A 12,792-nucleotide genomic window follows, 5' to 3' on the forward strand; every position below is an offset into this window, starting at 1 on the left:
TCGGCGATGCGATTAAAGGCCTGCCTTAAGGAGTCGCGCTCTTCTTCAGCTAATTCACTGCTTTGAAACACGCTCTTATCTAGGATTTCTAAGCCTCCGTGACCAATTTTTGTTGATACTTCAGCGGGCAGTGCGTGGGCCAATTCTTCGCTGAAAAAAGGAATGCCATAAGCGATAAAACCCCAGCTAGCGACCGCTACCAAAACTAAGGTTAACGCAACAAACTGAAGCTTACTTTCCAAGCGGTGAGCGAGCCCGGAATATGTTTTAGTTTTGAGGTAGCCATCCTGCTGGGCGGTTTTAATCAGTTCATCGATTGCTAAATTATCAGCACATTCAAATTGACATTGATCGCCAAAACTAATGAAGCGCGGGGTATTGCCAATGCGTGATGAGATGTCGACATCTTTAATGGCGACCTTTTTTAAGGGTTCATTGGATGACTCAGTGACAAATTCACTTTCTGGAAAAAAGCAGAGCTGACCGCCTTCCTGATAATGTAGCTTAGCGGGAAGCCGTGATGAGCTTTGCCCTAGGTACAAATAGCCGGAAATCTCCATTGTTAGCAACCAGGCTTCGTCAGCATTTAAATTCCCACTTCGATATCAAAGACTTCACCAAACTCTTCACCCATTGCGGTCAATTGATTTTGTTGATCCGCGACGAAATTATCGAGAGATTGATTTGTCAGCAGTGTTAGTTGGCTTGCGCGGTAGCGCGCAGTACGGATCATCGACCAGGGGATGAGTAAGCCTAGTGAGCAGATAATGGCAATCGTATTGCTGAGGTATAGATACAACATATAGCTAACGCTCAATGTACTTGAGAAAGTCATCTCTTCGATCTGGGTATGATTGAATATCAAGTTTTGGCGCTTGGTTTGAAGGTAGGCAAAGATCCATAAATAAACAGTAAAGAATACCAGCTGAATTAAAATGAGGTTTGAAAAAGACGGTGCTGTTTCTTCACTTGTAAAATTCATAAGGTCTAGCTGGGATAAAGTCCAAAGTACAATAGATATCGCTAAGATAAAAACACCGGAGGCCTTTAAATACATAAGATAGAAGCTTTTTGCGCCAGCGCCATAGCTGAATGGTGAGGTGCCATAGCGAGCGTTATTTACAAGGAAAATAGCTTTTAAGTATTGCCAGAAGGGAAAGCCCAAGATAAACAATGGGAACAAAGCAGCAAGCCCCCAAGGCATATTAAACTCTTCCTCAATATCTATTTTTGCTTCTTCTCCTACGGCAGGTATCTCTGTCGTTTCATCAGCTGGCATCTCCTCAGAAATCGGGACTTCCGAGTATTCCCATACCTCACTGGGCACAGAAAAATATATTGAGCTAACAAGCAGAGCCAGGAACAAAAATACCGGTAGGCCATAAAATAAATAAGCTTGCTTGAAGTTTCGTTCAAAGCGGAAGGTAATACCACGATAAGCTGTGTGGCGGAGCCTGAACGACATAGAAAGAACAATGATTGCAGGCACTAAAACTGTCACTGCTGCAGCGGCATACAAACCCCAAACGCCATTATAGGAATTTATTGCGTAATAAATGCCGAATAATATGGATGCAAAAATTCGCCCTTTTAGAATCTGTTCAGGCTTTGCCAAATATTGAAAGGCGCTGTCGTCAAGCTGAGTATTGCCATAAAAATAGCGGTGTGTTCTAACTTTCGCCCAGGCCGAATAAATGCCCAGCGTAACGATGGTGAGAGCTATATTGACGATCCAAATGCCAAAGAATTCGAGTGCTTTGCCGCTGAATCTAAAAGGCTGTTCAGTATAGGGTTTTACTTCTAAGTCCATTTAATGGGAGTTCCTTCAATTTGATGCGCTTAAAAACTAGCGGCAGTCTAACATAATTAGAAGGAGAGGCTGCGGTCAGAGTAAATTTACTCTAGACCGAACGGCACTTACTTAAGCATATGTTCCATCTAAACAAATGATTATCTATAGGGTGCAATTCAGATTAAATAGGAGCCATTCATTTAAGAACCCTTTTTTGATTATCTCCGTACAGGCCATCGGCCGCTCTGTGTCCTCTGTGGTGGATTCGTTTTTGGGTTTTTGATCTTCAAGACTAAGGCCCTTAACCACAGAGGACACAGAGCGCTTTGCTGCACAGAGGAGTAATGTTTCTCTAGGCTTCCACTGTAAAAAAGTGAAATTCAGTTTAAGTAAGTGCCATTCTACTTTCTAATTATTCTAGCTCTGACATATCGTCTCAATATCACAAGTGATCACCGATACATGCTTATAGCCGATTCTCATCAGCTGCTCTGCAGATAAAGTGGCGCGTGCACCGGTTGCGCAGTGGATATAGAGCGGTGTTTCTTCATGTGGGTGGAGTTCTGATACCTTCATTTCCAAGACACCACGTGGAATGTTGAGGGCGTTCGGTGTCGGGTTTTGTGCCACTTCCATGGGTTCTCTTACGTCAATCAAAATACCACCATTATTGCTCATTTCCAGCTTGGCGCTTGATGATGTTACACAGCGTACTTTAGGTCTGATTTCTTGAATTAAGTCCGGTATCGATCTCAACATATTTATTACCTCAAACATTTACAGTGATGGGAGGTATGATATATTAGAAGTTGCTAAATTAGCAATTTTTAATTAGTATTCATATTTATCGTGACATGCATAAGACGTAATTTAAGGTGTAGGTGATGGATATTAGTCTGGATGAAATGTCTTCGCGCTCGGCAGAAGCAGAGGCTTTCTTAAAAAACCTGGCAAACAGCAAGCGCTTAATGATTTTGTGTGTTTTGAGTGAAGGGGAGCTATCAGTTGGCGAATTAAATAAGCGGGTGCCTCTTTCTCAATCGGCCTTGTCGCAACACTTGGCAAAGCTTAGAGCAGTAGAGTTTGTGGCAACGCGCAGGGAGTCGCAGACCATCTATTACCGGCTAAACGACCCTCGTGTAGAGTCGATAATTCAGAACTTGTATAACGTATTTTGCCAGCCGAATTAATTAAACCTTAGGGTAATTGCATGACTTCAGCAGATAAATCTTTTATCGAACGTTTGCTCGCCTACAGTTTAGCGGGTGGCTTACCTTCAGCGATTCTTATTGTCTCGCTTTTATTGGGCATGGTCGCGCTGAACTACACTCCACGTGAAGAAGAGCCTCAAATTGTTGTACCGATGGTCGATGTGTTAGTCAGTTCGCCAGGTATGTCTTCTAAGCAGGTAGAACGGCAGGTGACAACACCGCTGGAAAAACTTCTGGCTCAAATCCCGGGTGTAGAGAATGTTTATTCCACCTCAATGAGCGGTCAGGCGGCTGTTACTTTACGATTTTATGTTGGCGAAGATCGTGAAGATGCAATTCTGAATACCTATAACAAACTTCATTCCAATCAACATAAAGTCCCTCAGGCAGTACAAAACTGGCGCGTAAACCCGGTTGAAGTGGATGATGTGCCGATCATGATGTTGGCTTTGTATTCCAAAGGCGATGCTAGCGATTATGACTTAAGGCGGGTAGCGGAAGAGCTGTCGACTTATATACAGGCAATTCCTGATACCAGTGAAGTCAAGGTAACGGGGGGCCGAGAACGAACGATAAGGATTTTTTTACAGCCCGAAAGTTTGGCAGCGCGTCAAAGTACTTCGGCAGACGTCTTGCAAGCTTTACAGGTGTCCAATCTGCTTCAAAGTAGCGGCAACTGGTTCGTTGACAATGAGTCTATTCAACTCGAAAGCGGCGACTTTATCCGCGACCTTAGTAGTCTAAAACAGACGGTGGTCAATGTTGTCGATGGGATTCCGGTAACGCTTCAGGATGTAGCTGAAATTGTTGACGGCCCTGCCAATGCGAGTACTTATACCTGGTTGGATTTTGCTGAAACACATCCAGAATTTGAAGGGGTCCCGATCGCCGCACGTAGTGATTTACCGATGTCGGTTATCAGTGTCGCCAAACAGCCGGGAAGCAATGCAGTCAGTGTGGCTCAGGAAGTTCATAAGCTTATTGCAGCGCTAAAGTCAGATTTATTGCCGACAAGTATCGGCATAGAAGTGCTACGTGATTACGGTGCAACGGCGAATGAGAAGGTTGATAACCTAACGAGTAGCTTGGCCTTTGCGGTCTTTACCGTGGTGGTGTTTATCGCGGTTTTCCTTGGCTGGCGCCCTGCTTTAGTTGTTGGTATTGCGGTACCCATTAGTTACGGGGTGACCTTGGCCTTGGATATGGCTTTTGGTTATACCATTAACCGTGTGACCTTATTTGCTTTGATTCTATCACTAGGTTTACTTGTCGATGACCCGATTACTGGTGTCGATAACATTGAACGATATTTGAAAAAGAAGCTGCGTGGCAAAGATGGAAGCCAGGACCCTGGTACGGCCTCTCAAATTGTTGCAGCGATATCAGAAATCAAAGTGCCTTTGATAATGTCGACCATCACTATCGTCCTGGCATTTATTCCGCTTGCCTTCATTACCGGAATGATGGGGCCCTATATGGCGCCGATGGCTTTCAATGTGCCAGTGAGCGTCGGCGTCAGTACGCTGGTGGCATTTTTAGTGACGCCTTGGTTGGCGAGTAAACTTCTGAAACCTTCGGCCATTGTTGCTGAACAGGGTGAGGACAGTCGTGCTGATAGCGGGAGCCCTTTTTTCCGACGTGTTCTCTCTCCCTTTTTGAATGATCGGAGAAAAGCAAAATGGGTCTTATGGGCTGTGCTGATCTTATTCCTAGCTGCAGCCATGTTACCTATGATGCGCTGGGTTCCCTTAAAACTTCTGCCTTTTGATAATAAAAATGAAGTGCAGATTATTATCGATATGCCAGAGTCAGCGACCTTGGAACAGACAGCGAGTTTGGCTAAGCAGATCTCCTTACAAGTGACGCAAGTAAACGAAGTACTCGCTTCAGCCGCCTTTGTGGGGGTGGCTTCGCCTATCGATTTTAATGGTATGGTTCGCCGTTACTATCAACGCACGATGCCTTATCAGGCAGACTTGCGGCTGACCTTACTCGATAAAGCAGAAAGAGAGCATCAGTCTCATGGCGTGGTGCTGCGTTTAAGAGACTTGCTTAAGTCTTTTAATAAAGAAGGTGTATTGGTTAGAGTGGTGGAAGTGCCACCAGGGCCCCCGGTATTGAGTACCTTGGTCGCTGAATTGTACGGTGACAAACTGACTCCCTACGAGGATATACAGGCTGCTGCATTGAGTGTAAAAGAGCGCCTGGAAAAAGAGCCTTTTGTCGTGGAGGTTGATACCACTGTCGAGGCTGAACAGAAAAAGCTTCGCTATACCCTGGATAAGACAGCAGCAGCTTTATCTGGAATTTCTTCTGCTCAAGCCAATCAAGCTTTAGTTATTGCTAATCAAGGCATGGCAGCGGGTTTCTATCAGCAAGAAAGAGAAACGTCACCCGTTCCGCTTTATTTAGAGCTTGCGGAAGCAGATAAAAACTCGATTGAAGATTTAGCGCGTTTGCAGGTAAGAGGTCAAGCAGGGGTGATCAAACAGAGCAGCCGCTATGGCTTGGACAGTGCACCGGTGCCCCTCGTTGCTTTGGGAGAATTAGGTGCGTTCGAAGAGCATGTCTCGGATCGTGCAATTCATCATAAAGACCTAAAGCCGGTCGTTTATGTGATGGCAGAGCTGTCTGGTAGAACGCCTGCTGAAGTGATTGCTGATGTGAGTGGCGATTTACAGCTTGGGGCAGAAGCGAAACAAGAAAACCTGAATGTTAGTGATTGGCAGTCTCGCAACTTTCTTTCGCTATTCACTGGTGAGTCAGCCGGACAGACTTGGTCGCTACCTGAAAATATCCAGCTCGAATGGGGTGGTGAAGGCGAGTGGAAGATCACCATAGATGTCTTTAGAGATATGGGTTTAGCATTTATGTTTGCTTTGGCAGGTATCTTCTTTGTACTGAAGATACAGACACAATCTGTCCGTCTTTCCTTGATTATTATGTCGGCTATTCCTTTGACGATTATCGGTATTATGCCTGGTTTTGCAGCGCTGAACCTTTTTGGCGAACGAGTGATTGCAGGAGCGCCTGAACCCGTATTATTTACCGCCACAGCGATGATCGGCATGATTGCTTTGGCTGGAATCGTTGTTCGCAACTCTTTGATACTCGTAGAGTTCATCACTCAAGCCAGAGACCGGGGTGTGGAGCTTAAAGAGGCGCTTATACTGGCGGGCTCCGTTCGTATGAGGCCTGTTCTACTGACTGCTGGCACTACCATGCTGGGTAATCTGGTGATTATCCTTGACCCGGTCTTTAGTGGCCTGGCTCTGGCTATTATTTTCGGCATCATTGCCTCAACCATCTTTACCTTGCTGGTGGTACCAATTGTTTACTTGTTGGTGTTCGATAAGCCAGAAAATAACTCATTAACTGATCACGCAAAATTAGGATACGAAGATGCAAACAAATGACTCCGTATTAAAAAAACTGGGCTTACCTGTACTGGCAATTGCTTTACTTATCGTTATGGTTGCCTGGATGGCGGGTGCCTTTAATAACAAGGTAAAGCCCGGGCAAAGTGAGCAGCAAAGTTTGGTAAAACTCGATGAGCTACTAAGGCAAGCGATTGAGGTCGAACGGGTGAAGAAGGAAGTGTTCGAGCCAGTGCCAGCAGGTATTGAAGCGAAACAGAATTCACTTATCTCATCACGTATTCTAGCCAAGATAGAGAAAGTACATGTACGAGCAGGGCAGCAGGTTAAACAAGGGCAGCTACTGATTGAATTGGAAAAGGCAGATTTGCTATCACGGGAGTCTCAGGCAAAAGCGGCTTTGTCTTCAGTGTCTGCACGATTGTTGGAAGCAAAGAATAATCTTAAGCGTTCTGAGGACTTGAGTCAGAAAGGCTTGATTGCTAACGCTGCTTTGGAGCAGACTCAGGCAAACTACGATAGCTTGTTAGCCGGTAAGCAAAGTGCAGAACAGGCTTTGTTAGAAGCGCAAACGGCCCTGGGTTATGCTCAGGTGCATTCCCCTATTGATGGTCTAATAATCGATCGCTTTGCAGAGCCCGGTAATACTGCCCAACCAGGGATGCAGCTTCTTACCTTATATAATCCAGCTACTTTACGAGTCGAGGCGCATGTGCGCGAACAATTGGCGATCGGCCTCAGTTTGGGTGACACCTTGCAGGTAAGGATTCCCTCGATGAATAAGAATCTGCCTTCAGTAATAGAAGAAATGGTGCCAGCAGGTAATGCTGCATCTCGAAGCTTCTTGATTAAGAGCCGTCTGGAGGCTGAAGGCTTGCTACCTGGCATGTATGCGCAATTAAGTGTGCCGGTGGGTACGAAACAACAGATTCTATTGCCTAGTGATCGTATAGCTTATGTTGGTCAGTTGAACGTTGTTTGGGTTTTGGAAAACGAGCAAGTTGTTCGACGCTTTATAAGAGTTGGCGATCAGAAAGAAAACGGGATGATCGAAGTCGTCTCGGGATTGCGTGCCGGAGACCTTGTTTTACCTGTTCAGAGCTAAAGGGGGACTTTCTCCCTATTTTTCGCACCTTTTGTTCGCTTATTGAACAGTTATGCTGGCAATAATGCCAAATAAATCACACTATATTTCAATAACTTGTCGTTTAACATTCGTTGACAGTTGAGTTAGAACTTCCGTGCTAGTCTTCACTTAAATCAAAGCAGTAAGCTTGTTTATCAATCTTTTTGATGTGAAGGAATTCTATTGTCAGCTATAAAAAACTCTATCTCAATACTTGTACTGTTTGTCTTTGCTTGTAGTGCACAGGCTTCGGCTAGTGTCGCTCAGGATGCAAGTAGTGAGTTCGGCAGCATGATGCTATTTTCGGCTGGCTTTGTTGGTTTATTTGCAGCACGTAAGCATATGAAGTCCGAGGCTTCCTAAAGTTCATAATTCGTTAAAGTACGTCCCTGTTTTACCTTGCTGGTTTACCAGTCCCCTTTATGCGGGGTAGCTCTCCATCCCCGCTTTTTTTCCATTTCTGTTAGTTCTACGAACGTAAAAACCGTTTAACGCCTAAAAGCTGGTTAGATACTTTATAGTAGCTGGTCGGTAGTACCTTATAAAGAATATCGACAAACTTGGCATCGGCACCAATTAATACTCGGAAGGTCTTCTTACGCATGCCTTTTTCGATGACTTCTGCCGCTTTTGCAGGGCTTGTTCGTGCCACCGTTTCAAAGTGTTTGGCAAGCTCATTGGAATTAGCTGCTTCAGTTTCAGCAGAATTTGCAATGTTGGATCGAATACCGCCGGGCATCACACAAATAACATCAATATTCTTACCTGAATAAATCATGTCTTGTTGTAAGGCTTCGGTAAATCCGCGAACGGCAAATTTAGAGGCATGGTAGGGCGCTACCATTGGCATGGTGATCAAGCCGAATATTGAAGCGACATTAACGATCATGCCGCGTGATGACTTTTCAAGTAATGGCATCATTTCTCGACAACCCATAACGACACCATTTAGGTTTACATCCATTACTTTGTTAAATAGGGCCTCAGAAGTTTCTTCAAAATAACCAAAAGACGTCATGCCTGCATTATTAATGAGTACATCTAAATGCCCGGATGAAAGCTCAATATCTTTAGCGAGAGCTTGCCAGTCCTCCTTTGAGCAGACATCGGACTGCTTGGAAATAATGGCTGATGAGCCGATGGCTTTACTCGTCTCTTTAAGACCTGCTTGGTTGATATCAGTGACCACTAAATTTGCACCCAGCTGCGCGAATAGTTTAGCAATTGCCTGACCAATACCAGAGCCCGCGCCGGTGATGAGAATTGTTTTGTTCGTCCAAGTGCTTTTCATGTTAAGACCCTTAAGTTGTTATTTTAATTTAGGTGTTTACGCCGCTTGTGCATCCTGACTATGTTTAGGTAGTTTTGTATCCAGCCAGGTAAAGATCGACTCCCTTATTTGAGGGAAGAAGCTTCCTCCCACGGTATAGTGACAGGCTCCTTCGATAACTTTTATGCTGGCTGAAGAGCCATATTTTCGGGTGATCTTATGTTGGATTTTTATCGGTGTGATTTTATCTTCGGTGCCGCCAATCACTAATACCGGGCAGCTTACAGATTGATAATCCACCTTGGAGGGGGGCTTGCGAAATAAGAACCACATAGATAGTTGTGTTGTGACTCGACCTGACTCAAAGGTAGATGCTTGAGTGAGTTGCCTGTGGATATCAGCGCTCTGTGTGTTCGCGATACCGTACTGAATATTTCTTAATAATAAATTGGTATACGAGCGCCATAAGGGAAATTTCAACAAGTTATGTCCAAAGGTTTTGAGTACCGACCAACTTGAAGCATTAATGCCCGCAGGCGCAGCTGAGGAAATTAAAATCAACTGAGAGCAGGGTAGCGCTTGTGCAAGCAACTGCGCGAGTAAACCGCCCATTGAGTGGCCGACTAATATCGGTGATTGATTTGAATGGGCTCTCGTGAATTTATTTATGTCTTGCTTTAAAGAGGCGACATAATCTTCGATACCCAGTCGAGCTAAAGAGCGCCTTTTGTCCTCGCATAGCTTATTCTTAGGGTAATGAAGTGGAAGTCTCGGAACGAGTACAGGGTAGCCTTGTTGTTCAAAGGCGTCTTTCAGTTCATCTAATATGTCTGGTGTGCTCCACATTCCGTGGATCAAGACAACAGGAGGTAGAGATTTCATACTTCTACCTCCTCAACTTTTTCGGTCGTTTGTGTCTTTTCTTTGGCGACGGAAGGCGTACTTGTTTCAGTTTTTTCTACCTTATGAAAAGCTTCAAGAGGCGTGTTGTCATCAAAACGAAGTACACCGTCGTCGAGTTTGCTGTGTTTGATGGCAAAGATGTCTTTGAAGTAAAAGTCCTTATTGCACCATGGAAAGGACTCTCCCTGGCCAGGCAAGCGGTCGAGAGCTCTTAATACGTAGCCAGATTTCAGTGCAACAATGGTGCTTTGTTTGGCGTTTGGTTCACGGTAAGGGTAGACACTTTGGTAACCATTTTGCTCCATGTGTTCCAATAGGCGGCAGACATAATCAAAGGTCAGCTCTGCTTTGAGCGTCCAGGAAGAGTTAGTGTATCCAAAGACCCAAGCAAAGTTTGGCATTTGGCTGAACATCATGCCTTTATAGTTGGTTAGCTTAGGCGCATCGACGTCGTGACCATCGACACTCAGTTTCATTTTTCCCCATAGCTGAAGATCGAGCCCTGTGGCGGGAACAATAATATCGGCTTCAATTTCGTCGCCCGACTTCAACAATATTCCTTTCTCAGTGAAGCGCGCTATATGCTCAGTGACGATACTCGCTTTGCCGGAACGAACTGAATTGAATAAATCTGCATCAGGTACCAGGGCCATACGCTGATCCCATGGATTGTAGGTGGGCTTGAAATGAGTATCGACGTCAGCTGCTCCCGCCAGTGCTTTCCTATTCATATCTCTGACAAGCTTACGAATAAAGTTTGGAAAGCGTTTGGATAACATAAATACCATTTGCTGCATGGTAGTGTATTTGGCGCGCATGATTCTATTCGTTAGGCCCGCCGGGAGTATTTTAGAGATTATTCTAAATAACATGTCTGAAGCGGGGCGAGAGTAGACGTAGCTTGGCGAGCGCTGAACCATGGTGACATGAGCTGCTTTCTTTGCCATTGCGGGTACAACGGTGACGGCCGTCGCACCACTGCCTATGACAATAACGCGCTTACCTGAGTAGTCCATATCAACAGGCCATTGCTGAGGGTGGGCAATGGTTCCTTTGAAGTCATCATAGCCTTCGAAATTTGGCAGGTAACCTTTTTCATAATTGTAATAGCCTGAACAACAGGTAAGGAATTTCGCAGCAATATGGTACTGCGACCCATCTGCTCGCTCGATACTGACAAGCCAGCGGTTTTGTTCCGAGTTCCAGTCAGCTGATATGACTTTCTGTTGAAAACGAATGTACTGGTCCAGGTTCTCATCAGAAACCAGTTCATCTAGATAATGCTTGATGCGGTCAGCTGTGCCAATATATTCACGGTCTGTCCAGGGTTTGAAAGAATAGGAAAAGGTATACATGTCAGAGTCTGAACGAATACCCGGGTATTTGAATAAGTCCCAAGTGCCGCCAATGTTTTTTCGACCTTCAATCACTGCAAAAGAGGTATGTGCGCGCTTTTTCTTTAGGTTGTAGCACATGCCAATGCCAGAAATGCCAGCTCCAACGATCAGTACGTCGAGTTGCTCATAGTCTTTGTTCATGATGATCTCCTGCAATTACCGCGAAAGTTATCGTGCTTCTTTTTTATTAGTTTTCTGCTGAAATATTCGTATCAGCTAAAGTGGGTATATGCAGATTAGTGACTGTTGGTCACATAATATAGGATGCTTCCTGTCAAAAATTGATAAATACGGCCATAATGACAGTTGAGGCTAGTTAATTGTTACTTTGGTCACCTAATTCAAAGAAAGGTCTGTAGGGTTTATGTATGTAGGCAGTGCTAAAAAGAAGCAGTCGATATTAGGTTTGATTCCACTGTTTAAAGCGGTTGAAGACTTGGGGGCAGACCCGGAAGAACTTTTGCGGCGCAGGGGGATGTCCTTGCAGAATATGAATGGTGCCGCCGTGATTGAGCAATCTTTGGAGCTGGATATCGTGTCAGAAGCAATAGACTTACTGAATGACCCTATTCTTGGTGTCAAGGTAGGCAGTCAGGTGACATTTACCTCATACGGTACCTATGCAATGTTGCTTATGAGTGCACCAAATTTTGACCAGGCTTTGAAGGTTGGCGCTCAATTTCAGTCATTATCACTGCTCTTTTCACATATGACTTTGCATTTTGATAAAGATTGGATAGAGCTACGTTATACCTTACCAGAGGCCTCACCTAAACTCAGGACATTTATTGCCGACAGAGACCTTATGGGAACCTATATCTTTGTAAGGGAGTTTCTTGAAAAACCAAACGAAATACTAATTGCTGCAGGTACTGCTCGGCCTAAGCCTGAAGGTAAGTGTTTGGCGGAGTATCAGAAATATATCGACTTTGATTTACATTTCGATCAGCCCTATAACTGGTTTCGGCTTCCACGCGTCATTTTGAGTGTGGCGATGAAGCACGGGAACCCTCTCGCTCATCAGCTATATCGAGTTCAAGCTTATGAGCTATTACGTAAGTTCTATTCGCAAGATGAAGATATTGTTTCACAAACCAAGCAAGTCATTGAAGGCTACGAAGGGCGCTTTCCAAGCGTTCCTGAAGTGGCAAAGATGTTTTCTGTGAGTGAGCGTACCTTCCGCAGAAAACTAAGCGCTGCCAACACGAGTTACCAAGGTATCCTGGATGAGCATAAGAAACAGCGCTGTCTAGGGATGATGGCTGCAGGGAAAGTGTCAGTGGCCGCATTGGCTGATCAGTTAGGTTACGCTGAGTCCGCTAGCTTTTTGAGAGCGTTTAAACGTTGGACTGGATGTACGCCTAAAGATTATCTTAGAAGAGTTTAGCGAGTAATTTATCCCGGCTGGCTATAAGACTACTCGTATCTGCAGCCTTGGAATATCATCTGAGTGAAAACGATAATTACTTAGAACAATGTGCATGTTTAGTCTAAAATATTTTCTTTCTGAATAAAAATTGCATTGGAGCGCTTAAGTAATGGGGATGATTGAATCTCTCGGGAGTCATTTTGACGATAGTTACGATTTTATTCTGAGTAACGATAGCAACTTTTTTGATTCTTTCTATACACACTTTTTTAATAGCTCTAATTTAATAAAAAATGCTTTTGCTTATATCGATATGGATAAGCAGAAGCAAATGCTTCGAGAATCTA

At 44.5% G+C, this 12,792-nt stretch carries 11 protein-coding genes; 5 read left to right on the forward strand and 6 right to left on the reverse strand.

The annotated features are described in order from the left end of the window. From A3757_RS12705 to A3757_RS12715, 3 genes are all read right to left on the reverse strand, one after another. The coding region (locus A3757_RS12705; RefSeq protein WP_197470030.1) for a hypothetical protein at nucleotides 1-560 on the reverse strand (560 nt) is incomplete at its 3' end. Between the two features lie 26 nt (nucleotides 561-586). Continuing rightward, nucleotides 587-1,810: a YjgN family protein gene (locus A3757_RS12710; RefSeq protein ID WP_068509657.1), complete on the reverse strand. Its 1,224-nt coding sequence runs from the start codon at nucleotides 1,808-1,810 to the stop codon at nucleotides 587-589. Between the two features lie 399 nt (nucleotides 1,811-2,209). Then, on the reverse strand, nucleotides 2,210-2,551 hold the full coding sequence (locus A3757_RS12715; RefSeq protein ID WP_068509654.1) for a rhodanese-like domain-containing protein: 342 nt from the start codon (nucleotides 2,549-2,551) through the stop codon (nucleotides 2,210-2,212). A 125-nt stretch (nucleotides 2,552-2,676) separates the two neighbouring features. Here A3757_RS12715 and A3757_RS12720 point away from each other — a divergent pair, with 125 nt between their 5' ends. The 4 genes from A3757_RS12720 to A3757_RS12735 all read left to right on the forward strand — a co-directional run bounded on the left by A3757_RS12720 (nucleotide 2,677) and on the right by A3757_RS12735 (nucleotide 7,869). Continuing rightward, nucleotides 2,677-2,982, forward strand: coding sequence for a helix-turn-helix transcriptional regulator (locus A3757_RS12720; protein ID WP_197470031.1), 306 nt, complete (start codon nucleotides 2,677-2,679; stop codon nucleotides 2,980-2,982). Nucleotides 2,983-3,002: 20 nt separating this feature from the next. Then, a complete protein-coding gene (locus tag A3757_RS12725; RefSeq protein ID WP_068553430.1) occupies nucleotides 3,003-6,419 on the forward strand; it encodes an efflux RND transporter permease subunit in 3,417 nt (1,138 codons plus the stop codon). Next, nucleotides 6,406-7,485: an efflux RND transporter periplasmic adaptor subunit gene (locus tag A3757_RS12730; protein WP_068515892.1), complete on the forward strand. Its 1,080-nt coding sequence runs from the start codon at nucleotides 6,406-6,408 to the stop codon at nucleotides 7,483-7,485. Before A3757_RS12725 ends, A3757_RS12730 begins: the two co-directional genes overlap by 14 nt. 204 nt (nucleotides 7,486-7,689) lie before the next feature. After that, nucleotides 7,690-7,869, forward strand: a complete 180-nt coding sequence (locus A3757_RS12735) for a hypothetical protein (protein WP_068512752.1) — start codon at nucleotides 7,690-7,692, stop codon at nucleotides 7,867-7,869. Between the two features lie 106 nt (nucleotides 7,870-7,975). Here A3757_RS12735 and A3757_RS12740 read toward each other — a convergent pair whose 3' ends face one another. From A3757_RS12740 to A3757_RS12750, 3 genes are read right to left on the reverse strand one after another with little or no spacing between them, the layout of a single operon-like run. Next, entirely contained in the window at nucleotides 7,976-8,797 is an 822-nt protein-coding gene (locus tag A3757_RS12740; protein WP_068515889.1) for an SDR family oxidoreductase, read from the reverse strand. Nucleotides 8,798-8,833: 36 nt separating this feature from the next. After that, a complete protein-coding gene (locus A3757_RS12745; RefSeq protein ID WP_068515885.1) occupies nucleotides 8,834-9,658 on the reverse strand; it encodes an alpha/beta hydrolase in 825 nt (274 codons plus the stop codon). After that, nucleotides 9,655-11,217: an NAD(P)/FAD-dependent oxidoreductase gene (locus A3757_RS12750; protein ID WP_068515883.1), complete on the reverse strand. Its 1,563-nt coding sequence runs from the start codon at nucleotides 11,215-11,217 to the stop codon at nucleotides 9,655-9,657. Before A3757_RS12750 ends, A3757_RS12745 begins: the two co-directional genes overlap by 4 nt. A gap of 223 nt (nucleotides 11,218-11,440) precedes the next feature. Here A3757_RS12750 and A3757_RS12755 point away from each other — a divergent pair, with 223 nt between their 5' ends. Further along, nucleotides 11,441-12,463, forward strand: coding sequence for an AraC family transcriptional regulator (locus A3757_RS12755; RefSeq protein WP_068515881.1), 1,023 nt, complete (start codon nucleotides 11,441-11,443; stop codon nucleotides 12,461-12,463). The last annotated feature ends 329 nt before the right edge of the window (nucleotides 12,464-12,792 follow it).

This window comes from Oleiphilus sp. HI0117, from assembly GCF_001635235.1.

Coding starts and splice junctions, on each gene's coding strand:
- A3757_RS12710 (WP_068509657.1), bottom strand. CDS start 1,810: ATGGACTTAGAAGTAAAACCCTATACTGAACAGCCTTTTAGATTCAGC.
- A3757_RS12715 (WP_068509654.1), bottom strand. CDS start 2,551: ATGTTGAGATCGATACCGGACTTAATTCAAGAAATCAGACCTAAAGTA.
- A3757_RS12720 (WP_197470031.1), top strand. CDS start 2,677: ATGGATATTAGTCTGGATGAAATGTCTTCGCGCTCGGCAGAAGCAGAG.
- A3757_RS12725 (WP_068553430.1), top strand. CDS start 3,003: ATGACTTCAGCAGATAAATCTTTTATCGAACGTTTGCTCGCCTACAGT.
- A3757_RS12730 (WP_068515892.1), top strand. CDS start 6,406: ATGCAAACAAATGACTCCGTATTAAAAAAACTGGGCTTACCTGTACTG.
- A3757_RS12740 (WP_068515889.1), bottom strand. CDS start 8,797: ATGAAAAGCACTTGGACGAACAAAACAATTCTCATCACCGGCGCGGGC.
- A3757_RS12745 (WP_068515885.1), bottom strand. CDS start 9,658: ATGAAATCTCTACCTCCTGTTGTCTTGATCCACGGAATGTGGAGCACA.
- A3757_RS12750 (WP_068515883.1), bottom strand. CDS start 11,217: ATGAACAAAGACTATGAGCAACTCGACGTACTGATCGTTGGAGCTGGC.
- A3757_RS12755 (WP_068515881.1), top strand. CDS start 11,441: ATGTATGTAGGCAGTGCTAAAAAGAAGCAGTCGATATTAGGTTTGATT.